This is a genomic window from Ginsengibacter sp. (genome assembly GCF_057362405.1).
In genome coordinates, this window is record NZ_JBMQQG010000043.1 from 12,364 (window position 1) to 38,446 (window position 26,083).

Annotated in this window: 16 protein-coding genes; 11 read left to right on the top strand and 5 right to left on the bottom strand. The window is 39.7% G+C overall.

Going from position 1 to position 26,083, the window contains the following annotated elements; genetic code table 11:
* Positions 1-33: 33 nt before the first annotated feature.
* From ACO1O5_RS03530 to ACO1O5_RS03545, 4 genes are all read left to right on the top strand, one after another.
* Positions 34-1,488, top strand: a complete 1,455-nt coding sequence (locus ACO1O5_RS03530; protein WP_486268455.1) for an RtcB family protein — start codon at positions 34-36, stop codon at positions 1,486-1,488.
* A gap of 169 nt (positions 1,489-1,657) precedes the next feature.
* Positions 1,658-2,554: a hypothetical protein gene (locus ACO1O5_RS03535; RefSeq protein WP_486268456.1), complete on the top strand. Its 897-nt coding sequence runs from the start codon at positions 1,658-1,660 to the stop codon at positions 2,552-2,554.
* 70 nt (positions 2,555-2,624) lie between these two features.
* The gene (locus tag ACO1O5_RS03540; protein ID WP_486268457.1) at positions 2,625-4,556 is read left to right on the top strand and encodes a beta-N-acetylhexosaminidase; all 1,932 of its coding nucleotides are present in this window, start codon (positions 2,625-2,627) and stop codon (positions 4,554-4,556) included.
* 97 nt (positions 4,557-4,653) lie between these two features.
* A complete protein-coding gene (locus ACO1O5_RS03545; RefSeq protein ID WP_486268458.1) occupies positions 4,654-5,613 on the top strand; it encodes a c-type cytochrome in 960 nt (319 codons plus the stop codon).
* A gap of 148 nt (positions 5,614-5,761) precedes the next feature.
* Here the strand turns inward: ACO1O5_RS03545 and ACO1O5_RS03550 are convergent, their stop codons facing one another.
* The gene (locus ACO1O5_RS03550; RefSeq protein ID WP_486268459.1) at positions 5,762-7,519 is read right to left on the bottom strand and encodes an SMP-30/gluconolactonase/LRE family protein; all 1,758 of its coding nucleotides are present in this window, start codon (positions 7,517-7,519) and stop codon (positions 5,762-5,764) included.
* 197 nt (positions 7,520-7,716) lie between these two features.
* Here ACO1O5_RS03550 and ACO1O5_RS03555 point away from each other — a divergent pair, with 197 nt between their 5' ends.
* From ACO1O5_RS03555 to ACO1O5_RS03565, 3 genes are all read left to right on the top strand, one after another.
* On the top strand, positions 7,717-8,622 hold the full coding sequence (locus ACO1O5_RS03555; protein ID WP_486268460.1) for a histone deacetylase family protein: 906 nt from the start codon (positions 7,717-7,719) through the stop codon (positions 8,620-8,622).
* A 78-nt stretch (positions 8,623-8,700) separates the two neighbouring features.
* Positions 8,701-10,152, top strand: a complete 1,452-nt coding sequence (locus ACO1O5_RS03560; RefSeq protein ID WP_486268461.1) for a RapZ C-terminal domain-containing protein — start codon at positions 8,701-8,703, stop codon at positions 10,150-10,152.
* Between the two features lie 11 nt (positions 10,153-10,163).
* Entirely contained in the window at positions 10,164-10,883 is a 720-nt protein-coding gene (locus ACO1O5_RS03565) for a nucleotidyltransferase family protein (protein WP_486268462.1), read from the top strand.
* A 33-nt stretch (positions 10,884-10,916) separates the two neighbouring features.
* Here ACO1O5_RS03565 and ACO1O5_RS03570 read toward each other — a convergent pair whose 3' ends face one another.
* The 4 genes from ACO1O5_RS03570 to ACO1O5_RS03585 form a co-directional block, all read right to left on the bottom strand.
* Positions 10,917-12,302 carry an efflux RND transporter periplasmic adaptor subunit gene (locus tag ACO1O5_RS03570; RefSeq protein ID WP_486268463.1) on the bottom strand — a complete coding sequence of 462 codons (1,386 nt, stop codon included), beginning with the start codon at positions 12,300-12,302 and terminating at the stop codon, positions 10,917-10,919.
* Between the two features lie 155 nt (positions 12,303-12,457).
* Positions 12,458-13,819: a TolC family protein gene (locus tag ACO1O5_RS03575; protein ID WP_486268464.1), complete on the bottom strand. Its 1,362-nt coding sequence runs from the start codon at positions 13,817-13,819 to the stop codon at positions 12,458-12,460.
* 320 nt (positions 13,820-14,139) lie between these two features.
* Positions 14,140-15,015: an AraC family transcriptional regulator gene (locus tag ACO1O5_RS03580; protein ID WP_486268465.1), complete on the bottom strand. Its 876-nt coding sequence runs from the start codon at positions 15,013-15,015 to the stop codon at positions 14,140-14,142.
* A 33-nt stretch (positions 15,016-15,048) separates the two neighbouring features.
* The gene (locus ACO1O5_RS03585) at positions 15,049-16,278 is read right to left on the bottom strand and encodes an ROK family transcriptional regulator (RefSeq protein WP_486268466.1); all 1,230 of its coding nucleotides are present in this window, start codon (positions 16,276-16,278) and stop codon (positions 15,049-15,051) included.
* A gap of 160 nt (positions 16,279-16,438) precedes the next feature.
* Here ACO1O5_RS03585 and ACO1O5_RS03590 point away from each other — a divergent pair, with 160 nt between their 5' ends.
* The 4 genes from ACO1O5_RS03590 to ACO1O5_RS03605 form a co-directional block, all read left to right on the top strand.
* Complete coding sequence (locus ACO1O5_RS03590) at positions 16,439-19,525, top strand: SusC/RagA family TonB-linked outer membrane protein (RefSeq protein WP_486268467.1); 3,087 nt, start codon at positions 16,439-16,441, stop codon at positions 19,523-19,525.
* 4 nt (positions 19,526-19,529) lie between these two features.
* On the top strand, positions 19,530-21,143 hold the full coding sequence (locus ACO1O5_RS03595; protein WP_486268468.1) for a SusD/RagB family nutrient-binding outer membrane lipoprotein: 1,614 nt from the start codon (positions 19,530-19,532) through the stop codon (positions 21,141-21,143).
* Between the two features lie 243 nt (positions 21,144-21,386).
* On the top strand, positions 21,387-24,692 hold the full coding sequence (locus tag ACO1O5_RS03600) for a VCBS repeat-containing protein (RefSeq protein ID WP_486268469.1): 3,306 nt from the start codon (positions 21,387-21,389) through the stop codon (positions 24,690-24,692).
* A 135-nt stretch (positions 24,693-24,827) separates the two neighbouring features.
* On the top strand, positions 24,828-26,083 hold a 1,256-nt coding region (locus tag ACO1O5_RS03605; protein WP_486268470.1), incomplete at its 3' end, for a vanadium-dependent haloperoxidase.

Genomic DNA, 26,083 nt, shown 5'->3' on the forward strand with positions numbered 1-26,083 from the left:
TATCTATGCGCGGAACACAACAAAAAATACAACATGAACAAATTAAAAATCACCGCTAAAGAACTCCGTACGCTCGGTTATCCCGAAAGCCCGGTGATTCCCGTGGCGATGAACGTGATGGAAAAACATTTTAAACATCACACAAAAGATGAGGCATTTGAAATATTGAAAGCAGTATTGCAGTCACCGAAAGATTATGCAAGCGATGAAGTATTGCAATCAATCGCAGAAAGACTTTTACCGAAAGAAGATAAAGAAGCTCCTGAAATTTCATTGAACAATACAGGTATTCACTTCAACATATTTGGTCGCGAACAAATTGAAGAAGGTGCCATGCATCAAATGTATGCAGCAGCAAAATTACCGGTTGCAGTTGCAGGTGCATTGATGCCCGATGCGCATCATGGGTATGGTTTACCGATTGGTGGCGTGCTGGCAACAGAGAACGCGGTAATACCTTACGGTGTGGGTGTTGACATTGGTTGCCGAATGTGCTTAAGCATTTTTGATATCGACATCAAAGACCTTACGCAACGCGAAGCATTCTTTGTGCGTGAATTAGGTGAAGCTACTTTGTTTGGCAGCGGTGCACAGTTTCAGCAATCACCAAATCATGAAGTGATGGACAATAAATTATTTTTTGAATTGCCTTTGCTGAAGAGCCTGCATACACGTGCATGGAAACAGTTGGGTTCATCAGGAAGCGGTAATCACTTTGCAGAGTTTGGCATTATTGAAATTGACGAAACAGATGCCGTGTTGAACGTGCCTGCAGGAAAATATGTTGGCTTTGTAACGCATAGCGGTTCGCGTGCATTGGGCGCAAACATCGCCAATCATTACACACGTTTGGCAATAAGCAAACGCCGTTTGCCGCAGGAAGCAAAACATCTTGCGTGGTTTACCCTGGATGAAGAAGAAGGCATTGAATATTGGCTTGCTATGAATTTGGCAGGTGATTATGCAAGTGCCTGTCATCATGTGATACATGAAAAGATTTCAAAGCAATTAGGTCGCAAGCCATTGAAAATGGTAGAGAATCATCACAACTTTGCATGGAAAGAAATGCATAACGGCAAAGAAGTAATCGTACATCGCAAAGGTGCCACGCCTGCCGGTAAAGATGTGCTGGGTATTATTCCCGGCAGCATGACGGCGCCCGGCTTTATTGTAAAAGGTAAAGGCGAAAAAGCCAGCATTAACTCTGCATCGCATGGTGCAGGACGTAAGATGAGCCGTACACAAGCCACGGCAAACATTACGCACAATGCATTGAAAGAAGAACTCGCCAAACACAATGTAAAATTGCTCGGCGGCGGTTTAGATGAAGCGCCTTTTGCGTACAAGGATATTGAGCTCGTAATGCAATCGCAGAAAGCATTGGTTGAGGTTGTTGGAAAGTTCACACCAAAGATTGTAAAGATGTGTGGTGCGGAAACGAATAGAACAAAGAAGGCTGGTAAGAGAGATGAGGTGGAAGGGGATTAAAGTTTGGGCTGTCAGCTGATGAACATGCGTCAGCTGCAGTTCCGGCTATTCGCTGCAGGTCCTCGCTAACGCTGCGGGCTTTCCGCTTCTATCCCGAAGCCAGTGAGCGATAGGAATTCTATTAGCATTTAGACACTGAATAACATATAAATATTGATTATTTTAAAGTATGAAAATTGAATTTGAAAAGCTAGTTAGTTTCGTAAACAATACAACGTATAATAACAGTGGTGCTTCAACAGAAATTGAGTATAATCATTACTTGCAAAAGGATTTTCCAAATTCAGAATTATATTGGAAAAAATTCATCGTTCCAACTACAAATCGACTTTTAGGAAATAGATTAGATACTAATAATAGGGATGGAATTTCTGAAGACTTACTTGACATAGGTTCTTTTCACTACACGATATTTTGGCGTCTAATTGAAGCTCAAGCTGATTTAACTTTTGAAAATTTTTATACAAAGCTTGGCTCTGTTTGTGATTTAGTTGAAGAATTTTTGAGGACAGTTTACTTTATAAAAATGAAATGTTTAGGTGAAACAGTTAATCTTGGTTATAACTTAACGAAGGAAGAATTTTTAGATAATATGAGTAAATGGTATGATGATAAATATTCAGCAACTTACGAGCACTATTTAAAGTTTGGAAGGCATAAATCAATTGATATACGAGATAGAGAATATATTCTTGATGATTATTTTGGAAAAGATAAATCATGGAAAAATTATAAGACATTTTCAAACGGAATTAGAGATTATAGAAACAAAATTGTTCATTATTACATTTTAGCTAGACCGAGCGATGGTACTAATTGGTATATCCCTAAAAAAGATAAGATTAAAGATTATAGTAAATGGATTGTTGTCATAAAAGCAGTAGAAGGAGTTGATAAAATTCCAGACGGCTTTATTGAAGAATCTACACAAATGAGAAATGATTTGACAGAAATGAAACAAGTTCTACAAGCGCTTTGGCAAAAACCGATAAATGACATGAATGAACTTTTATACGAACAGAAAAACGAAATCCTTTTAGAGAAATATAATCTAGAATTTATTTAATGGCGTGTAAAATTTCTTGAAAGTTATCGCGATGTTTTACCTTAGTCCCTTACTCCAAAAAACCATTTGAATGAAAAAAATTATCCGCAAAAACAAACCTTTTGTCAGCCGCTCATTTCTGTTAGTTTGCCTTATTGCGCTTCTTTCTCTAACCGCCTCGCATGCAAAAGCAGGAGATTCAATCGCCATCATTCCAAAGCCATTGGCCATGCAGGTGCACGATGGGCAGTTTGTTCTAACTAAGTCAACTGCTATAACCACAACCTCTTCTGACGCTGATGTTACAGAAAGCATTCAATGGTTTATTAACAAGATTGCTACTTCAACAGGCTATCACCTTTCAACAAAAAGATCTTCTAAAAATGCGATCAGCTTAATATTAAACAAACAAGCTGATGCCTCACTTCACGATGAAGGGTACACGCTAAAAGTTACGCCTTCGATGGTAACTATAACGGCTAACAAACCAGCCGGGCTTTTTTATGGATTGCAAACGGTTTTGCAATTATTGCCTCCTTCCATCGAAGGTGTAACGGAAGTGCAAAATGTAAAATGGGCAATGCCTTGTGTTGATATAAAAGATGTGCCACGTTTCGCATGGCGTGGTTTAATGCTGGATGTGAGCCGACACTTTTTTACAAAGCAGGAAGTGGAACAATACATCGACCAGATGGCCTGCTATAAATACAACACTTTACACCTGCACCTCGCTGATGACCAGGGCTGGCGTATTGAAATAAAAAGCCTTCCGGAACTTACGAAAGTTGGAGCCTGGCGTGTTAAGCGCACCGGCCGCTGGGGCACTTTTATGGCTGCATTTGCCGGTGAGCCCGCAACTGACGGTGGCTATTATACGCAGGACGACATGAAGGAAATTATTAAATATGCACAAGATCGTTTCATCACTATTCTTCCTGAAATTGATGTGCCTGCGCATAGCCTTGCGCTCATTTCTTCTTATCCAAATTTGAGCTGTACGCAATTGCCTTATTCCGTTAATGCTGGTGGCAAAGGCTATGAAAGAAACGATAATGTATTATGTATCGGTAATGATTCAACCTTTACTATGCTTGATAAAATATTTACAGAAATAGCAGCGCTCTTTCCCAATCCGTACATACACATTGGTGGAGACGAAGCGTATAAAGGTTTTTGGGATGAATGCCCGAAATGTCAAAAACGTATGGCTGATGAACATTTAAAAAACGTAGATGAATTGCAAAGTTATTTTGTAAAAAGAGTGGAGAAGATTATAGAATCCAAAGGAAAAAAATTAATTGGCTGGGATGAAATTTTAGAAGGTGGATTAGCGCCTAATGCAACTGTTATGAGCTGGCGTGGAATGAGTGGTGGCATTGCTGCAGCAAAGATGGGTCATAAAGTAGTAATGACGCCGTGGGACTATTGTTATCTTGATTTGTACCAGGGCGAACCTGCGGGTGAACCTCCAACTTATGGTTTGTGCCGACTTTCAGATTCATACAATTATGAACCCGTGCCGGACAGCGTAGACGAAAACTATATTTTGGGTGGACAGGGAAATTTATGGACAGAATCTGTGCCCACTTTCAGGCACGCAGAATACATGACGTGGCCAAGAGCGATCGCATTGTCTGAAGTTTATTGGAGCTCAAAGGCTAATAAAAACTGGACTGATTTTATAACGAGACTGGAAAAACAATTTCCCCGTTTAGACGCAGCAAATGTTAAGTATGCCACGAGCATGTACAATGTAATTTTCGAGCCGGCCCGTATTAAGAACAGCGACTTTGGTGTAACACTCACCTCCGAAGTAAAGGGTTTGGATATCTACTATACATTTGACGGCACCAATCCCGATCAGTTCTCGCCAAAGTTTGATGGAAAGCCAATTCAGTTTCCTGTTGGCGCCACGTATTTGAATGCGATTACTTATCGCGACGGCAAACCGATAGGTGCGCAAATCAATGTGTCTAAAGATGTGTTGGAGAAAAGGCTTGATGAGAAACATCATGTTTATTAAATGACTTTGTAAATTTTGAATGGTGACTTTCAATTCGTTTTTCTATTGTGATTTTTTTCGAATATTTTTATGAAATCGACATCAAAAACATTTTGCTATGAGAAAGTTTTTTAAAGTTCTACTAATTATCATTCTAATCGTGATCGCGGCAACAGGGGGAATGGCTCTTTATATTTCGCAAAGATCTATTCCAAAATATGCTGTGCATAAGGTTGATATTAAAGTGGAGTCGACACCCGCGAGAGTTGTGCAAGGACGAAAACTTGCGTCTATGCTTTGCCGTAGTTGTCACTACAATCCGAAAACGGATGAATTCACCGGGCGGAAATTGACGGAAGCGCCACAGTTCGGAGAAATTTACAGTGCCAACATTACGCACGATCCTACTATTGGCATTGGTAATTGGAGCGATGGAGATTTGATAACTTTTATAAGAACAGGCATAAAGCCGGACGGTCAATATGTGCCACCGTATATGCCAAAGCTCATACACATTTCAGACGAAGATTTGTATTCTATTATCTCCTTTCTGCGATCCGATGACCCATGGCTAAAGGCAAATCCCGAGCACATGCCCGCGTCAAAGCCGGGATTTCTTGCAAAATTTTTAGTAACCATTGGCGCTGCAAAACCGTTTAAATTCCCCTCACACGTTATTCCCGGCCCGGACACAACGAATAAGGTTGCGTGGGGAAGATACATTGCGCTATACCAAATGGAGTGCTATAGCTGTCATTCAAAATCCTTCGCAAAAAATGATTATAATGAGCCGGAGAAATCGTCCGGTTTTTTTGGAGGAGGCAACCAGATGTACGATGTGGATGGGCATGAAATCTACAGCCTGAACATATCACCAGATAAAAACACCGGTATTGGAAACTGGACGGAAGCACAATTCATTAACGCCGTAAAATCGGGCACAGTGCCAACCGGACCGCCATCATTACGCAATCCGATGCAGCCTTACGTAGGCCTGACTGATGAAGAGTTAAGCGCTATCTACGCTTATTTAAGAACCGTTCCGCCAATTGATAACAAGGTGGAAAGAAAGTTTTAGGAAAATATATTTTCTTTGAAAGCCTTTGCAGCAAATGCAAAGGCTTTTTATTTTTCATAATTGATCACTACAACGGATAAACGCAGTTTTGATCACACCCATTTTTATCACTTCGTGATGTTGGTGCTTTGATTCACAAATATTCAACTTACAATCTCGGTACAACTGGCTTAATCGGTTTATCAAAAGTATTAGCACCTTTTGTTTTTAATTTTCGGCGATATACTTTATCACCGTATGACACATACAGTATATTAAAATCGCGACCGCCGAAACAAACGTTAGAAGGATTGAATTTCGAAGGTGGCAATGGCAATATCGCATTCACACGACCTATCTGGTCCATTATTTGGATGCCGAGCCTTGATGTCACATAAACGCGGCCAGCAGTATCACATCTAAGTCCGTCGCTCCAGGCATTTTCTTCTGTGTCCGGCTCATGAAGCCATCCATAATGTTGTTTGTATGCTAACGTTCCATCTGCTTTTATTTTATAAACCCATACCCAATGTGAAGCTGATTCTGTTACATACAACTGCGTTTGATCCGGAGATAAAGTAACACCATTGGCGAATTTCAATCCTTCATCTACTACCAGCTTTTCACCAGTTGGACGAATGAGATATAACTTGCTTGGCTTTATTGTTCCGTCCGGCGATGTCACATAGATGTTGCCGTTATTCGCAACAACAAGATCGTTACCGGAGATGCTGTCTGCGATTACCGTTTCCTTTTCACTGGCATCATAACTCAAAATCTGGTTTGTTTTCCCTGCGACAGTGTATCGTTTACCATCGGGGCCAAAACACGTGCCGCTTGCTTTCTTAGCATCCGTGGTCAGTACAGTTAATTTTCCATTTACATCCACTTTGTAAGTTTTAGATGTGGGAATATCCTGGTAAAAAACTTCTCCTTTTGCATTTACTGCTGTCCCTTCAGTAAACTGGTAGCCTTCGCCAACAAGTTCCCAATCTTCACCTGGAATAAGCAACTCGTTTAAGAATTGATTTTTTGAATCTCCTTTTGTAACGGGCTTTGGCCAGTCTTTCCACAACCATCGCATAGCGGCCGGAAAAATAGAAGTACCCTGGTTTCCATTATGACCATCTTCACCCCAAACATGATTTACTTCATAACCTGCAAAAGTCAATGCACGTTCCATAGTCTGATTTTCCATCCACCAGTCACCTCCATAAATGTTCAGATCGTTACTGCCATCTTGTAAAAAAATGCGGATAGGTTTTGGTTCATATTTGCGTATAAGCGTCGGATAACGATCAGCACCGCGCAGCCCCACATAAGTTCCGATGGCACTAAAGACTCTTGAGAATGCTTCGGGATGTTCCCATGCTGCGGTAAAGGCACATACGGCACCACTGCTGGATCCGCCGATAGCACGGTCATTGCCATTTGTTGATAAACGAACACTGCGCCCATCTTTTGTTTTTAATTTTTCAACTTCGGGTAATATTTCTGTAAGAATAAAACGAGCATAAGCATCTCCTAATCCATCGTACTCGAAGCTGCGGTTATAACGATCCAAGGCATTAGCGCCACTATCGGCCAGCACTTTTCCAGGTGTGACAAATACGCCAATGGTTACCGGCATTTCATTTTTATAAATGAGGTTATCAAACACAGTAGGCGCTTTCCATTGAACGCCATCCTGGTTCACGCAAACACATGCAGGCTGACCGGGTTTATATTGTGCAGGTACATATACCCAGCATTCCCGCCACGTACCTGGAAATATTTTCGATTGATTGTAAGTAAATTTGATCACTTCTCCTTTTGGTACACCCGTGTGTTCTACACTCGCAGAATCAACATCATACTTAATTGACCCAGGCTGTGCAAACAAATTGTTTTGTGCAAGAAGGCACATTAAAAAGAATAATTTTTTCATGGCACATCGTTATAATTGGTTGTAATGAAGTTAATGCTTTCATGGAAAGTCATCGGTATCTATTTATTTATCAAGCGGCACTGCTGTTATAAATATAACACCATTGGCAAATAATTACTGGCACTCAAAAACTTTTCAGCTTGAAGCGTGTTAAGAAAATTCTTGTGTATTCTTGTATTTATTGAAAAAAAATTTTGATGCTCATCATCGCTTACGATCCTATCTACGCACACCCTCTACCTGAAGATCACCGCTTCCCAATGCTGAAGTATGAGTTAATTCCCGGACAATTGTTGCATGAAGGCGTAATAACAGAAGCAAATATTTTTTCACCGAAGCCACTCGAGGAAGATATTATTTTAAGAACGCATACTACAGATTATTGGCATCGTATGAAAGTGGGCGAACTAACGCCAAAAGAGATGCGTGCAATTGGTTTCCCGCAAAGCGCTGTGTTGGTTGAAAGAGAAATAAGAATATCAAAGGGAACGATTGATTGCGCTTTGAACGCCTTACAATATGGCGTTTCATTAAATGTTGCGGGCGGCACACACCATGCGTTCGCCGATCACGGAGAAGGATTTTGTTTGTTGAATGACTTTGCCATCGCAAGCAATTATTTATTGGATAATAACCTTGCAGGAAAAATATTGATTGTTGATTTGGATGTGCACCAGGGTAATGGAACGGCTTCAATTTTTCAAAATGAAGATCGGGTGTTTACTTTTAGTATACATGGCGAATATAACTATCCTTTTCATAAAGAAAAAAGTGATTTTGATATTGGCCTGCCCGATGATACTAACGGCAACGATTACCTGCGTATTCTTGAAAAGACTTTGCCGGAGCTGATTGAAAAAATCAAGCCTGATTTCATTTGCTTTGTTGCAGGTGTTGATGTGCTCTCAACGGATAAGTTTGGTAAATTAAAACTTAGCATAGCCGATTGTCATAAACGGGATGAAATCGTTTTTACAAATTGTAAGAAACGCGGCATTCCTGTTGCCGTTGCGATGGGGGGCGGGTATTCGCCCGACATAAGAGACATTGTGCAAGCACATTGTAATACGTACAAAATAGCCAAGGATATTTTTGGATTATAAGTGGGTTATGGGTTACAATCATATCGATTTTTTCACCATCCGATAAATATTCTATTTTTACCACCACCCAACGAAAATATGGAACAGATTGCAGAAAATATTAAGGCCTTTTTTGAAACATTTATACAAGATGAGATAACCTATTTTGAAAAACTTCCTAAATCGGGAGGTGATAGAATTTACTTTCGCATCGCGACAAAAGGTAAATCTTACATCGCCACTTTTAATGAAAACATAAAAGAGAATATTGCTTTCTTGAATTTTACTTCGCAATTAAAAATGACAAGTGCGCCTTTGCCTGAGATATATAAGGTTCATGCTCAACAAGAGATGTATATTCAGGAAGATTTTGGAACCACTTCTTTATTAAATGAGCTGGAGAAAAATGGATTGAATGATTACATCTTCGATCTTTTTAAAAAGAGCCTGAAAGCACTTTCTTTGTTGCAGATTAAAGGTGACGAAAAAATAGATTATGACTATTGCATCACTTCAAAGGAGTTTGGAAAACAGGCAATACTCAGTGACCTTCTATATTTCAAATATTATTTTTTAGACCCACTCAAAATAGCATACGACAAAGAGAAACTTATTGATGATTTTGAAGCGCTGAGCACATACCTTGATCATGTAAAAAATAAACACTTCATGTTCCGCGATTTCCAGAGCAGGAACATATTTATTAAGGATGATGAAGTTCATTTTATAGATTACCAGGGAGGCATGAAAGGAGCATTGCAGTATGATGTTGCATCATTGCTCTGGCAGGCGAAGGCCAATCTACCCGATGAATGGAAAAATCTGCTGTTGGAATATTATATGGATTGTGCTGATGAAATATTAAAAAGCCCGTTAGATCGCGTACGATTTGTAAGTCAATATAATGGGTATGTTCTTATAAGACTTTTGCAGGTATTGGGCGCCTATGGATTTAGAGGCCTGTTTGAAAGAAAGGCGCATTTCTTAATAAGCATCCCGCTGGCGCTAACAAATTTAAAATGGTTTTTAGAAAACAAAGAAACCGGAATCGCTTTGCCTGAGTTTGAGAGAGTTTTACAACTGATCGTTCGTGAAGATGTCATCAATAAATTCAGGCCGGTACAGGCAACTGATTCAACTCCACTAATAGTGAAGATTAATAGCTTTTCATATTTAAAAACAGGCTATCCGAAAGACGTAAGTGATAACGGCGGCGGCTTTGTTTTCGATTGCAGGGGCGTTTTAAATCCCGGAAGAATTGAAGAATTTAAACAACAAACCGGCAGAGATAAACCGGTTATAGATTTCCTGGAACAACAAACCCAAATGCCTGATTTTTTAAACAGCGTCTATAACCTGGCGGATATTGCTGTGGAGGATTACATCAAAAGAGGCTTCTCATCTTTAATGATAAACTTTGGATGTACCGGTGGCCAACACCGAAGCGTATACGCAGCAGATGCGCTCACCCGTCATTTGCGAAATAAGTTTAAGGTAAAAATAGATTTACGCCATATTGAGCAGGATATTCATGAACAGAAAGGATTTTAAAAATTGTTAGCATGAAAGCAATGATATTCGCGGCAGGCCTTGGCTCACGCCTGAAACTTTTTACCGATGCGCATCCTAAGGCGCTGGTTGAAATTAACGGTAAAACATTGTTGCAAAGAAATATTGAATACCTGGCCGGGTTTGGTATCAAGGATGTAATTATAAATGTGCATCATTTTGCAGATCAAATACAAGAAATACTTGCAAAAAACAAAGGCTTCGGAAGTAACATAACAATATCTGATGAGAGTGACATGGTTCTGGAAACCGGTGGCGGATTAAAAAAAGCAGGTTGGTTTTTTAAGGATGGTGATGAACCTTTTGTTGTATTAAATGTAGACGTATTAACTGATTTGGATTTAAAAGCGATGATTCGTGACCATAACCATCTTCATCCTCTTGCTACTCTTGCGGTAACCACCCGGCATACATCGCGGTACTTTTTATTTGATGAAATGCCTAACCTGTGCGGATGGAAGAATGAAAAAACCGGTGAGCAAAAAATGAGCCGGGAAGCGAATAAATTTTATTCAAAAGCTTTTAGCGGTATCCATGTTATATCACCAAAAATATTTTCGTTAATTAAACAGGAAGGGAAATTTTCTATGGTGGAAGTGTACCTCGATCTTGCTAAAACTTATGCCATTACTGCTTTTGACCACAGCAACACAAAATTTATTGATGTAGGTAAACCTGAGAGTATTGCAAAGGCTGAGGAATTATTTAATTAAATAAATAAATGCTTACCATTGTACCCCATAACATTATTTTTTCTTATCAAACAATTCGCTTTTTGGAACCACTTTTACCTTATCCTTGTCTTTTAGTGTTTTTGAAACTACGTCATAAGGACCGGTAACAACTTCATCTCCTTCTTTCAAACCGGCAGTCACTTCTATATTATTGATATCCTGAATCCCGGTTTTTACAATTTGCTTTTTAACAGTACCATCCGGTTGAACGATGAAGACTACTTCGTCAAGATCGTTATTTGATGCATTGGCATTTGCTACACTTACCTGGTTGTCATTTGTGTTTGCCGACGTTTTCGTTTGCACGTTACCGGTAGAATCATTCTTTTCTCTGGTGGTAACGGCGTTAATAGGAATGGACAAAACATTCGTTTTAGTTTTGGTTTGAATGTCAGCGCTTGCGCTCATTCCCGGCCTGAAGGGGAAACTCTTTCTTCTGGAATTATTAATTAAATCCTTATAGGAGTCGGGCGATATTCTGATGTATACTTTATAATTAGTAACGTCGGTGCTGGTAGAAACTGAATTATCTGTCTGAGATGCAGCGCCGTTATTGCTGCTTGCAATTTGTGTGACAATCCCGGTAAACTTCCTGTCGTTATAGGCATCTACTTCAATGGAAGCAGTGTCGCCCAAATGAACTTTTGGTATATCATTTTCGCCCACATCCACCCTGATTTCAATTTTACTCATATCTGCTATACGCATCATTTCCGTGCCAGCCATCATAGAACTACCAACTACCCGTTCACCTTTTTTTACATTGAGCAAATCCACAATGCCGTCCATAGGAGAAACTAAAGTAGCCAGGCTTATGTCTTTATTCGCTTTCGCTAATCCGGCTTTCGCACTTTCAACGCCGGCATGGCTTGCGTTAATAGCTTGTTTTGCTGCGTTAACATTCGCAAGTGCTGATTTATAAGCAGCATCGGCCGTATTAAATTCATTTGCAGAAATAACTTTTCCATCATATAACTGCTTTTGCATATCGTAAGTTTTCTTTGCCTGGTCGAGCTGTGCCTGTAAGGCGCCAATGGAAGCTTCTGAATTGGCAAGCTGCGCCTGCTGCTGATTCACAATGGCTGCTGCCTGGTCTCTTTGAGTTGCATAAATATCTCCGTATATCCTGGCAAGCACCTGCCCTTTCTTAACGCTATCGCCCTCGGCAACATTCAATTCCACAATTTCTCCGGAAATATCAGGGCTCATTTTAACTTCAATTTCAGGATATATTTTCCCGCTCGCATTTACGGTTTCGACAATGGTACGTCTCATAACTTTTTCAGCGGTCACTTTTGTCCCCTGGTCTTTTCCCAATAAACCTGCTTTCTTAAGTATAACCAAAAGAGCGATTATTATCACAAGAGAAATAATGATCCATTTCAAGGTCTTATTCATATATAAAAGCCTCCCCAAGTCCCTCCGGTGGAAGGGTTTTGTAGTTTTTTAATTGTTTGAAATATTTTTTTCTTTTCAGCATTAATCTTCGCAATTCATGATTAAAATTCAACAGCAAAGAGCTTCAAAAGTCCCTAAATTCGGGATTTAGGAGGCTACATCTTTATACCCTGGCCTTTATAAAATTCAAGCACCTTCATTTTAAAAACATAATCGAACTGGTTAGAAACATATTGCAACTTCGCACGAAACAAATTATTCTGGTCGGTTATAAGTTCCAGCGTGCTCAACATACCTATGTTATATCTTTTAGTAGCAAAGTCATAACTCTTTTGGGCCGCGTCCACCTGCGTTTGTGACGAATTAAATTTCTCTAGTGCAACAATGGCAGCATTATAAGCCTGGTAAATGTCCTGCTTTAAGGTTTTATTATCTAATTGTATTTGATATTGCAGGGTTTTAATATTCAGCCGGGTCCTTTCGTAATTTGCCTTTGATTGCCAGCCGTTAAAGATGGGGACAGAAAGACTAACACCGATAGATTGTCCGAAGTTATTGCTGAATTGTGTGCCTAACGGATCAGACGTGATATAACCATTCTTACCACCGCTGGTATATAATGGCTTTTGTACATCGATAAAACCACCGTTACCATCACTAACAACCAGGCCGCTTGGTGAATAACCGTTAAAAACCTGGGCGTAAGTAGGCGAACGAAAATACCCGTAATTGGTACTTAAGCCGCCATATGCTGAAATGGTTGGATATAGAGCAGCTTTAGCAGCCAGGGAATTTTTTTGGGCAGCTTTCAAATTGTAATCATTAAATTTTTGCTGGGGGAGATTGGCTAACGCTAAAGCATAGACGTTTTCAGGTTGCAAATCGGCAATTGGCTCAACCGGGATTTTATCGGCCGGCGGTTCCTCAATTTCGAATGGCGAAGCGGCATCAAGATTCATGTATGCTTTTAGAACATATTTTGCCTGCGTAACATTTCCCTTCGCTGAAATTAAATTAGCACTATCATTTGCGAGTTGCGCCTCCAGCTCAACAGCATTTAATTCCGGCAAGGCTCCGGCGTTTACCTGTTTCCTGACGATATCTAATTGTGAAATGGATTGCTTCACCTGCACATCCGCAATTTCCTCCTGCTGCCTAGCAAGCAATACCTGTAGGTAGGAATTGGCTACTGTTAATGCAATATCGTTTTTAAGCTTGTCAGTTGCAGCTTTTGCTGCCATTTCCGACCATTCATTAGCCAAAACAGTATTCTTCTTAGAGAACCAGTTAAAAATCTCAACGTTAGTTTGAAGCTGCAGGCCTATTTGGAAAAAATTTTGATTTTCTAAAATTCCTGTGGACGGATTTTGTGATTTCCCAAACCGGTAACCTTCATTATTACTGAAATTGGCATTTGGTAATTTGGAAAGTTTACTTTGCTTCGTGGTTATTCCGGCAAGTTCAGCCTGGATCTCGTTTTGCCTGATTGATATGTTGCTATCTAATGCGTAGTTCACGCATTTTAATAGGCTCCACTTTTCCTGTGAAAAGGCTGTTATTCCCAATAAGCAAAAACAAATTATTAGTTTTAATTTTCCCCACATTCGGCAAAAATAATGATTTGAAGGCGATTGTTGAATTACGATGTGACAAGCGGATCAATAAGCCGTACAAATGTATTTTGAGATAAGATAAGTGTGAAATTTTTTGGTCAATTTATTTTATATTGTTGCACTAAGGCACTCTTTTGATGGCCTGAAGTCAAGTGGGATAAGAAAAAGCTCCAGGCGGTACTATCCCGGCGAATTAAAAGACAGAATTCGTCTACATGTATCAGTTAGGCCAGCATCATCGCTGTTTTTTGCCGGTATTCATTAGGCGAAAGGCAAGTGGTCTTCTTAAATATCTTATTAAAGTTCGACAATGTTTTATAGCCACACTGAAAAGCTATCTCCGAGACATTGAGGTTGGTTTCCTGCAGATACTTACAGGCATTGGAAATTCTTACTTCATTAAGGTATTCGATAAAATGCCGGTTGGTGCGCTGCTTAAAAAGCCTGCAAAAGGAGTTGGCGGAAATATTGGCAATCTTTGATATCTCATCAAGGGAAATATCGTTGTAATAATTGGTAGTAATGTATTTGTATACCTCGGAGAGACGATCAGTTTTTGCACTTAATGTTGTACCGGTATACCCTTCATTGGTAATATATTCGATATCTTTTGAGGTGGCGATGGTGTTAATTAAATCCAGCAGGCAAATTATTTTTTCGAGGTCTTTCTTTCTTGCAAGTTTTTCCATTTTGCCGGCGATCTTGTCCTTTGTCTCGCCGTTAATTTTTATTCCCCGCGATGCACGGTTAAAAAGATTATTGATTTGCTTGCTTTCTTTTAACTCGTAAAAGCTTTTTGAGAACAATTCTTTATTAAAGTACACCACCAGGGCCTTTGCTTCAAGCGATTCGAAGCCCTTGTGATATCGTTCATCGTTGAGCCAAACGTGTGGTAAATTAGAACCTATGAATACCATATCCCCATCTGAAAAAGTGTCCAGTTTGTCGCCAATTATCCGTTTGCCGTGACCTTGCTTTATATGCACAAGTTCCAGTTCGGGGTGGTAATGAAAAGGCGATTTAAAATACGGCTCGCTTCTTTCAACTACGCCAATATAAGTATGTAAAAGAGAAGATATCTCTGTTTGCAAAGCTTTCATAATTGCTATTTTAAGAAGTTGTCTCCATGAATTTTATATAAGCCCTAATGTTTTGTCCCTTACCAGCAGGCAACAACCGAGTAAGCCGGCCTTGTCATTTAGTTTTGAAACCATAATTTGGGTATCGGTATTCACAAGACTTAATGAATGTTGAAAGATGGAAGATTGAATTACTGGCAAAAGCAGCGAATCTCCCAGGGCCGAAAGTGTGCCACCTATTACTATTACATTTGGATTAAACATATTAATAGCGACAGAAAGACCTTTACCCAGTTTGTGTCCAATTATCGTAACTGCTTCTATCGCCAGGTTATCACCCAATTGAACAGCTTTAATAATATCTTCCAGTTCAAGAAACCCTTTTTTACTTAGGACAACACTTAGCCGGCTATTGCTGCCTTCCTTCATTTTATTTATTATTAAATCAATAAGGGCAAATCCGGACGATTCGGTTTGCAAGCAGCCTTTTTTTCCACAAAGACAAATCTTTTCATTGTTAAAAAGAGGGATATGGCCAATTTCACCTGCATAACCTGAGGCGCCATAAAGCGGCTTCCCATCAATGAATATACCGGTTCCAATGCCATAATCGAGATTTACGACGATCACATTTCCCACATTCATTTTTTTGCCAAAATAATATTCGCCGTAAGCTATGGTGCGGCTGTCGTTGTCCAGGTATACGGGAAGTTGGATGGTCTCTTCTAATTTAGCTTTTACAGGAGAATCTTCAAAATGATAGATCGTAAGTATTTCTCCCTTCTTAACATTTACCCTCCCTGCCATACTAAGCCCCATCCCAATAATTTTATCTTTCGATATACTTGATTTGTTCAGGAATGTGTTAATCTCTTTGATAATGGCGTCCAAAGATTCATGTGGTTCGGTGAAAGGGAAGGGAATACCATATGTGGATTCAATAATGGTTTTATCAAATCCCATTAAGCCGATATTAATTTTGTATTTCTTTATCTCGACTCCTAAAAAATAACAACTACCCTGGTTTAGCTTATAAGTTGTTGCCTTGCGGCCTACCCCTTCGGAAGTTTGCCCGCCTTCTATTACAAGGCCCTCTTCCACCAGGCCCATTAATAAATAATTCACCTTCGGAATACTTATATTTAAGTGATCTGATAATTCCGGTATTGTTGCGTCTTTAAGGGTACTTAATTTGGATATTATATTTTTTCTTTGTCGGTTTAATTTAAAGGCGGTTCCGGATAATTCTTCACCATTAAGATGTTTAAATACTGAGTATTTCATGTAGTTTTGGGTATATATAGTAAAAAATATTCTATCATTAGGAATAAATTAGCAATTTTTTTATTAATTACGGGCCACATTGTAAAAATATTTTAATTTGATAAAAAATTGGTAAAAATTTTATATTAACTATTTCTTCACCCAAAACTGGATTGTACTAATGAAAAAATTATCCCTTGTTTTTGCATTTCTTGCGGCTATTTTATTTGCTTCAGCGCAGGACAAAACCGTTTCCGGAACGGTAACAAATAGCGCAGGAAAAGGTATCGAAGGAATGAACGTCATTCTAAAAGGTACCCGGAGAGGAACTGTCACCAGGGCAGACGGTTCTTTTTCTATTAAAGCCACCAATACAGGCGTGCTGGTTATTAGTGGCGTTGGCTACCAACAGCAGGAAGTCTCTATTGATGGTCAGACTTCCATTAGTGTGACTCTAAAGGATGCAGCCAAGGAGCTTGAATCTGTTGTGGTAACAGCACTTGGCATCACTAAAGAATCACGAAAACTCGGTTATGCCGTAACAACCGTTAACGGAGACCAGTTCAATAAAGCCCGTGAAACAAATGTCGCACTGTCACTTTCCGGACAGGTAGCTGGTTTAAATGTTCATGGTACCGCTGGCGGACCGGGCGCTACGGCACGTATACTGCTAAGAGGATTACCCAGTATTAATTCGGCGGGGTCTCCCTTATTTGTTGTTAATGGCGTTCCTATAAATAACGCTAACCGGGGCAGTGCAGGAGAATGGGGCGGTTCCGACAATGGCGATGGCATTCAAAACTTAAACCCGGATGATATTGCATCAATGACCGTTCTTAAAGGGCAGGCTGCTTCTGCATTGTATGGTGCCAGAGCTTCAAATGGTGTTATCCTAATAACCACTAAGACTGGTCAAAAGGGCGCACCGCTTGTTCAGTATAATGGTAACTATGTTGTAGATAAACCAATAAATCTTACTGACTTTCAATATGTTTACGGACAAGGCCAAAATGGCGTAAAACCAGGAACGATTAATGAAGCGCAAAACACGGCAAGATTTGCGTGGGGCGCAAAGATGGATGGTTCACCGTTGACGCAATTTGATGGTAAGCAATACCCATATTCTCCTTATAAAGATAATATTGAGAATTTCTATCGTACTGCGCCAACATTTACTAATACTGTTTCAGTGAGTGGCGGCGGCGATAATGGCACCTATCGTTTATCTCTATCCAATCTCGATAATAAATCAATTGTTCGCAATTCTGGTCTAACAAGAAGAACAGTCGACTTTAACATGGCACAAAAAGTGATTGATAAACTATCCTTCACAATTAATGCGAATTATTTGGATCAGAACGACAAAAACAAATCTTTCCTGAGTGACGGACCGGGAAATCCAAATAATGGATTCTTTCTGGCACCTAACATAAACGAGGATATCTTAAAACCGGGATATGATGCTAATGGAAATGAAATTGTGTTCAGCGATGATAACTATGTTACCAATCCATGGTTTGTTGTAAATAAATGGGTGAATAACCAGGATCGCAAGCGATTGATAGCTTCCATATCGCCCAAGTACAATTTCACACCATGGTTATATGCAATGGCCCGGTTGGGATATGACAGAATTAATGATCGACACGAAGGCGTTACTCCAAGTGGTACGAACTACGAGATTAATGCGTTGGGTCAGTCAGGGGACATTAATATATCAACAACTGCAATTTCCGAATTGAACCTTGAAGGTCTTATTCATGCTACCCATAAACTAACAACAGATATTGGTCTCGACGCAACTATAGGTGGGAATATCCGGAAAAATCAGGATGAAACCGTGGGAGTAAGCGGTGGGCCTTTTGTTATTCCAAATTTATACACACCCGGAAATGTAGTGAATTATGGAAGGAGCTATGGTTACCACAAAAGTGAAGTTCATTCGGGATATTACTCTGTAGATTTGAGCTACAAGGATTTCCTTACATTGAGTACTACCGGTAGATATGATGCATATTCCACACTTTATTATTCGAGCATTCCAAAAAACAAGCGTGACATTTTTACGCCATCGGTTGCTGCCGGTTTAGTATTTTCACAATTGGTTAATATTCCAAAACTTGATTTCGGTAAATTGAGATTGTCATATGCCCAAACAAGTGGTGAACCAGGTAACCCTTACCAAACTGCCACTTATTATAGTGTAGGAAACGCTATAAATGGAACACCTACAGGAAGCTTTAGTGGTACCTTACCCAATTTGTTCCTGAAGCCTTTTACTGTTTCAGAATTTGAAATTGGAACCGAACTAAAATTCCTGCAAGGTCGCTTAGGATTTGATATCGCATATTATAACCGAAAGACAAAGAATGAAATTATGAATGGAAGCCTTAGCTGGGCAACAGGCTACTCAAGTTATGTAGTAGCTAACGGATCGGTTCAGAATAAAGGCTTAGAAATATTAGTTACCGGAAAACCAGTTGTTACACACAATTTCGAATGGGATATTAGTGTGAATGCAACGTCAGTAAGTAACAAAATTTTACAAACTGATTTAAATGGTAATACCCTTGGTCTGGGAACTTATCGGCCATTGAATGCTAATATCGCTTATGTGAAAGGATTACCTGGCCCTCAAATAATGGCGAATGATTACCAATATGATGGTAAAGGAAACATAGTGGTTGATGCAAGTGGCTTACCTCTTGCTGCAGGTGCCCGCACTCCGCAAGGAAGCGTTTTGCCCACTTTTTATGGCGGTGTAAAGAATGATTTCACTTATAAAGATTTCAACCTGTCTTTCTTAATTGATTATAATTACGGAAATAAAATTCTTTCTGCTACTAAATTCTACGCAGTTTATCGTGGACTGGATAAATCAACCTTAGCGGGTCGGGAAACGGGTATATCAGTTACTGGCGTGGACGGAACCGGAGCACCGGTTACTACAAATGTAAGCGCACAGGCATATTATCAACGTCTCGCAGCTATCTCTAAGACTGATGTATTAAAAGGTGATTTTATAAAGCTTCGGCAGGTTACATTAGGATATACAATCCCTGAAAAGGCTTTTTCAAAAGTTCCTGTAATTCGCTCCATTCAACTTTCGTTGGTTGCACGAAACCTTTTAATAATTATGAAGAAATCGGATAACATTGATCCGGAAGCTGAGTTCTCTGCAGGTGTGAATTATGCCGGTATAGAAGGTACCAGCTTACCGACCACAAGAACTTTTGGTATCAATGCTAACATTAAATTTAAAAACTAGTATCATGAAGAGAATACATATATTATTTGCTGTAGCAGCCACCTTGTTTTTTTCGGACTGTACAAAGAAATTCGATTCGATAAATACGGACCCGACCCGGGCTTCGGCAGCACAGTTTAATGCAAATCTTTTACTTCCGACTGTTGAAACAGGATATACCGGTGCAATCGCCGGATATGGCGGGGCTATCCTATATCAAAGCATGTGGGTACAAATCTTTGCCAACCCCGAGTATCCCGGCTATTATAGCAACGGCGATAAATACGTAAATGGGGGAAGTTATAATTCATATCTCGCCAGCCCCTGGAACAATACGTTTAGTAATGCAGGCAGGGCATATGAAATTATTAACCTTACCAAAGACAACCCCGATCTGAGCAACCTCAGCGGAATTGCTTTAATCTGTGAACTATTGCATATAGAGTTGGCTACTGATGTTTATGGAGATGTTCCTTTCTCCCAGGCGCTACAGGCTAAAATTGCGGGCATAACGACTCCTGTTTACGACAAACAGCAGGATATTTACAGTTCAATGCTGGCCAAGCTGGATTCTGTGATACCAACACTTGATGCGGGCAAAGCAAAACCAACAAATGACGTCATTTATGCAGGTGATATAACCAAATGGAAAAAATTTGGCTATTCATTGATGCTGCGGATGGCTATGCGCTTAACAAAGGCTGATGCCGCAACTGCAAAAACCTATGCCGAGAAGGCTTATGCAGGGGGAACATTTGCGAGCAATGATGACAACGCCTTTATAGTATTGGATGATGCTCACGGGTTTACTAATGGAAATGCGAGTGCTCTCGGAGTTGCTGAAGATTATACACAGGTACGGTGGGGTAAAATCTTAATTGATGATCTGAAAGCTGCTAATGATCCGAGACTACCTCTGATCGCTGAAGTGCCACTGGATGGGAAGGCAAATGCTGCCAATAAAGGGCTGGCGGGTATTTCAACTCCTTCGATACAGCAAGGTATGCCAAATGGTTATGATCAAAATGGTGGGGCAACAGATATTTCGCATGCGCCCGGTTATCCCGGTGGCACAGGGACAGGTAATGATTTTAATATTATTGGAAAATATTCAAGACCCACTACAGCTCTATATTTGAGCCGCAGCTGCCCTGAGTTTATCCTGACTTATGCAGAGACACAGCTCCTTCTTGCTGAGGCTGCTGCAAGAGGTTGGAGTGTTGGAGTAGATGCTGCCACACACTATAAAAATGGATTGTCTGCTGCTTTGCAATCTTACGGTACATTTAATGCTGTTGGAGCAATTGACGCAGCTACTGCTGATGCTTATGCAGCTGCTCCTGCTAATGCATTGGATGTTTCATCTATGGATGCTTCCTTGAAGCAGATCAATACACAATTTTGGATAACAACAGGTACCCTGTTCAACTTTATAGAAGCATGGAATAACTGGAGAAGATCAGGTTATCCTGTATTGACTCCTGTTAACTATACTGGTAATTTTAGTAATGGTACTATTCCAAGAAGATTTATATATCCATCATCTGAACCTTCCAATAACGGAGCCAATTACAGTGCTGCTGTGAGCAATTTAAGCGGTGGCGATCAATATACTTCAAAAATGTATTGGGACAAATAATTAAAGAGGCCCAGTTTTAGGTATTAAAGATAAAGGCAAGGCCACGTTGGCCTTGTCTTTTTTATGACCAAAGCGTTGCAAAAAACAGAGCGTTGTGCCAATATTATAAATTAAATTTGTATATAGAGAAAGTTGTCATAAACCACTTAAGGATTTACCATGATCTTCTTATCTTGCTTTCTCTCAGTCTGACATTGGAAATTGGGTTTTTTTTGCCCATATCATCGATAATAAATTACACAAATGAAGGGTTTATCTTTTTTTAATGGTTGTACTTTTTTGTTTGTTTCTGTTTGTTGTTTGAGCACTTCTGTATTTTCGCAATCACCTATGTTTAAACTTTTGTCTCCGAAAGAAACAAACATAAAATTCACCAACGACATAAATGAAACCGAAGATCTTAATGTACTGGCGTATGAATATTTTTACAACGGGGGCGGTGTAGCGGTCGGAGATATAAATAATGATGGACTGGAAGATCTTTTTTTTACAGCTAACATGAAGCCTAATAAACTCTTTCTAAACCTGGGGGGAATGAAGTTTAAGGATATCACAAAAGAGGCAGGAGCCGGCCTTGAAGGTCGCCCCGGTGGTTGGAAAACCGGCGTTACTATGGCAGACGTGAATGGCGATGGACTATTGGACATCTATGTTTGTTATTCTGGAAAAGTGAGTGATGATATGAGGCGCAATCAATTATTTATTAACCAGGGGAACTTAACATTTAAAGAAGAAGCAAAACAGTATGGTCTTGATGATAAAAGCTATAGCACCCAGGCTGCTTTTTTTGATTATGATAACGACGGTGACCTTGACATGTTTCTCTTGAACCACAGTGTAAAAAAGATTAGTAACCTGGAGCTCGAAAAATACAGAACTGAGATAGATTCTTTATCGGGCGATAAGTTATATAGAAACGATGGCGGACATTTTACTGATGTTTCGGCACAAGCAGGTTTACATCAAAACCCTTTAACATTTGGACTTGGCATAGCCGTAGCTGATGTTAATAATGATGGTTGGGAAGATGTTTATGTAACAAATGATTATAATGAACCCGACTATTTCTATATTAATAATCATGACGGCACTTTTAAGGATGAATCCGAAAAGTGTCTCAGTCATCTTCCCCAATTTTCAATGGGCGTTGATATCGCTGATTATAACAATGATGGTTTACCGGATATCATGAATCTTGATATGCTTCCGGAAGATAACCGCAGGCAAAAATTATTACAACTGCAGGAAAATTATGAGTCATTTCAACTAATGATCAACCAGAATTTGCAAAAACAATACATGCACAACATGCTTCAGTTAAATAATGGCGACGGTACATTTAGTGAGGTTGCCCAGGCTACTGGTGTTTCCAATACTGATTGGAGTTGGTGTCCTATGTTTGCAGATTTTGACAATGACGGATATAAAGACCTGTTTATTACTAACGGCTACCTGCGTGACTATACCAACAAAGATTTCCTTACTTATTGGGGCGATTATAAATTGCAGAAAGCAATAAACAGGGAACCATTTAAGTTGATGGACCTCATAAAAGCAATGCCTTCTACTACCCTGGATAATTACATTTTCAGGAATAACCATGACCTTACGTTTACGAATATGAAAGATAAATGGGGCATGAATGTACCGGGGATTTCGAGTGGCGCAGTTTATGCCGACCTGGATAACGATGGCGACCTGGACCTTGTAGTAAACCGCATCAATAGCAATGCAGCCGTTTATAAAAATATGGATATGGAGCAACAGCATGGCAATTATTTAGCTGTCAAGCTCAAGTATAAAAATCCAAACATCAATGCCATTGGCGCTAAGGTGTATTTATACAATGGAAACAATAAACAGTACCTGGAGGTAAATCCAAATCATGGTTATCTTTCCTGTGTTTCAACAACCGCACATTTTGGTTTGGGCGATTATAAAACAGTTGATTCATTAATAATAATCTGGCCCAATCATACCTCTGAAATCATTAAGAATATACCGGGAAACCAAATGCTGCATGCAGAATACAACAGTGCTTCCACGGAAAATGCTACACCTGAAAAGAGCAATAATATTAAAGCTCTTTTCAGCAAGACGCAAAATATTATTGATTATACAAATCAATCTTTTGGCGAAAATGATTTCAAACGCCAGCCTCTCATGTTATTCATGTATTCTAAAACCGGCCCCGTAATTGCCAAAGGCGATGAAAATAAAGACGGACTTGAGGATCTGTTCATCAGCGGAGATAAAAACAAGCCGGGCAAAATATACTTACAACAAAAAGACGGCAGTTATAAAATAATAGATGGATTAAATATTGGCGATGAGAGTCTTTCAGCCACAAGCGCCGCCGCTTTCTTTGATGCAAATGGAGACGGCTTTAATGATCTTTATGTTGCAAAAGGAGGCTATTCGTTATTTGAACCTAACACACCTGCGTTACAGGACGAGCTTTATTTAAATGATGGCAAAGGCAACCTAAAACTGTCAGCCGAATCTTTGCCCGATGTTTCGGCCAGCAGCAAATCGTGTGTGCGTCCCTGTGACTATGATGGCGATGGAGACATAGATGTTTTCGTTGGCGGCAGAATTATACCGGGTCAATACCCGGTTACTCCAACTAGTTATTTACTTACCAACGATGGTAAAGGCAAGTTCACCATTACTGCTGCCCCATTCTCCCATATAGGAATGGTTAGTGATGCTCAATGGTGTGATATTAATAACGATGGAAGAAAAGACCTTATACTTTGCGGGGAGTTTATGCCGGTAAGTATCTTTATTAATACAGTAAATGGATTTGTAGATGAAACCAAAAAATATTTTGATACTCCCGATAACGGCATGTGGTTTACACTTACAATTGCAGATGTAAATGGAGATGGCAAACCAGATATCATAGCAGGTAATGTTGGCAATAATATGCAGATACATTTTTCGGAAAAAGAACCGGCAGAATTGTATTATGCGGATTTCGATGGTAACGGATCTATTGACCCTTTTCTTAATTGTTATGTAGAAGGCAAAAGCTATCCGTTTGTAAGCAGGGATGAATTAAATGACCAGATATATGGTATGAGGAAGAAATTCACATCTTACAAGGACTATGCAAATGCCACTATGAAAGATATTTTTTCTAAAGATGAATTGGCAAAGGCTTCAAAGCTTACTGCCACCGAATCTAACACGGTTTGTTATCTCAACAGGAATGGAAAGTTTGAAAAGGTGATCTTACCGATTGAAGCACAATTTTCAGTGGTTACAAAAATTCTTGCCGATGATTTTAATCACGACGGTAAAATGGATTTACTATTGCTTGGCAATCACTCCGATAACCGATTAAAGATTGGAAGCATTGATGCTAACTTAGGATGTTTACTTACCGGAGATGGAAATGGAAATTTCACGTATGTCAATCAAACGCGATCCGGCCTTTCTGTAAAAGGAGACGTAAAGTCCGCTGATATTATTGAAGAGAATAATTCAAAGTTGCTAATGGTTGGCGTTGCAGACGGCCCAATCCAATTTTATAAATTGAATTAAATTTACATAGCCCAAATGTTTGTACGGATATCATTTACAAGTATGCTTAACAGTTAGTATGTCAAACGGTAATGTTATAGTGCCACTGGATTGAAAAAAAACATTGATGCAATGATGAATTTCAAAAATTTAAAGATGAAAAAAATACTCATAGTCCTCCTGGTTCTTTCAAAAAGTATTTATGCAAAAGAAACCGGGCCGTCCTACGAATCAATGATTCAACCTGCCGTTTATTCATTAACAATGGTTATGGTTCATGATGTTGTGAGCCCCCCGGTTGCTGCACGTTATTATGCGTATTGCACGGCCGGCGCTTATGATATTGTATCGCAAAATGATCCGGGAATATTTCCGCCTGCCTCCATTATTCAGAATTATGTACCGGTGAAAATTACTTCGGCCAAATATGATTACCGAATTGCTGCAGTCTACTGTATTTATGAGAGCGGCAGGCTTTTGCTGCCTTCTGGTTTTCGGTTAAAGGATAATGAGGATAAATTTATAGCGCAATTAAAAAAGAACAAGGTCCCTCAAAAATTGATTGACGCATCTGTTGCCGTAGGAAAAAATGTTGCGGCGCAGATTGTTGAATGGTCCAAAGGAGATTTTTATAACAAGCTAAGTACCATGCTACACTATACGCCTTTAAAAGGAGATGGTAAATGGTACCCTACCCCCCCTACTTATATACAGGCAATTGAACCGAACTGGAAACTCATACGTCCCATGATAATTGACTCAGCTACGCAATTTAAACCAGTTCCCCCGATTGAATTTAGTAAAGACAGCGGTACAGCATTCTACGGACAAGCTAAAGAAGTATATGATGTTTCGAAAACGCTATCTAACGAACAGGAAACGATTGCGTTATTTTGGGATTGTAACCCTTTTGCCGTAACTACTGAAGGGCATATGATGATCGGATATAAAAAAATAACACCTGGCGGTCATTGGATGAATATCACAGAGATTGCCGCGACAAAAGCACATCTTAATTTTAATAAGTATATAGAATTGCAGGCCTTTGTTTCGCTAACATTGATGGATGCTTTTATTAGTAGTTGGGATGAAAAATACAGGAGCAACCAAATAAGGCCGGTAACATATATTAACAGGTATATGGATCCAAAATGGCAACCAGTGCTGCAAACTCCGCCTTTCCCGGAATATCCAAGTGCGCACAGCGTAATATCAACCGCTGCTGCTTCTGTGCTTGATTATATGTTTGGCGGCAATTTTACTTTTACCGATAATTCCGAGGAATTATTTGGACTAAAACCCAGAAGTTTCACGTCATTTATGCAGGCTGCAAAAGAGGCTGCGATATCAAGATTGTATGGAGGGATACACTTTAGAGAGGGCGTTGAAAACGGAGTTATTGAAGGTGTGAG

What these genes read in the sequence shown, in the direction of transcription:
- ACO1O5_RS03530 (WP_486268455.1), top strand. Translation starts at nt 34, where the DNA reads ATGAACAAATTAAAAATCACCGCTAAAGAACTCCGTACGCTCGGTTAT.
- ACO1O5_RS03535 (WP_486268456.1), top strand. Translation starts at nt 1,658, where the DNA reads ATGAAAATTGAATTTGAAAAGCTAGTTAGTTTCGTAAACAATACAACG.
- ACO1O5_RS03540 (WP_486268457.1), top strand. Translation starts at nt 2,625, where the DNA reads ATGAAAAAAATTATCCGCAAAAACAAACCTTTTGTCAGCCGCTCATTT.
- ACO1O5_RS03545 (WP_486268458.1), top strand. Translation starts at nt 4,654, where the DNA reads ATGAGAAAGTTTTTTAAAGTTCTACTAATTATCATTCTAATCGTGATC.
- ACO1O5_RS03550 (WP_486268459.1), bottom strand. Translation starts at nt 7,519, where the DNA reads ATGAAAAAATTATTCTTTTTAATGTGCCTTCTTGCACAAAACAATTTG.
- ACO1O5_RS03555 (WP_486268460.1), top strand. Translation starts at nt 7,717, where the DNA reads ATGCTCATCATCGCTTACGATCCTATCTACGCACACCCTCTACCTGAA.
- ACO1O5_RS03560 (WP_486268461.1), top strand. Translation starts at nt 8,701, where the DNA reads ATGGAACAGATTGCAGAAAATATTAAGGCCTTTTTTGAAACATTTATA.
- ACO1O5_RS03565 (WP_486268462.1), top strand. Translation starts at nt 10,164, where the DNA reads ATGAAAGCAATGATATTCGCGGCAGGCCTTGGCTCACGCCTGAAACTT.
- ACO1O5_RS03570 (WP_486268463.1), bottom strand. Translation starts at nt 12,302, where the DNA reads ATGAATAAGACCTTGAAATGGATCATTATTTCTCTTGTGATAATAATC.
- ACO1O5_RS03580 (WP_486268465.1), bottom strand. Translation starts at nt 15,015, where the DNA reads ATGAAAGCTTTGCAAACAGAGATATCTTCTCTTTTACATACTTATATT.
- ACO1O5_RS03585 (WP_486268466.1), bottom strand. Translation starts at nt 16,278, where the DNA reads ATGAAATACTCAGTATTTAAACATCTTAATGGTGAAGAATTATCCGGA.
- ACO1O5_RS03590 (WP_486268467.1), top strand. Translation starts at nt 16,439, where the DNA reads ATGAAAAAATTATCCCTTGTTTTTGCATTTCTTGCGGCTATTTTATTT.
- ACO1O5_RS03595 (WP_486268468.1), top strand. Translation starts at nt 19,530, where the DNA reads ATGAAGAGAATACATATATTATTTGCTGTAGCAGCCACCTTGTTTTTT.
- ACO1O5_RS03600 (WP_486268469.1), top strand. Translation starts at nt 21,387, where the DNA reads ATGAAGGGTTTATCTTTTTTTAATGGTTGTACTTTTTTGTTTGTTTCT.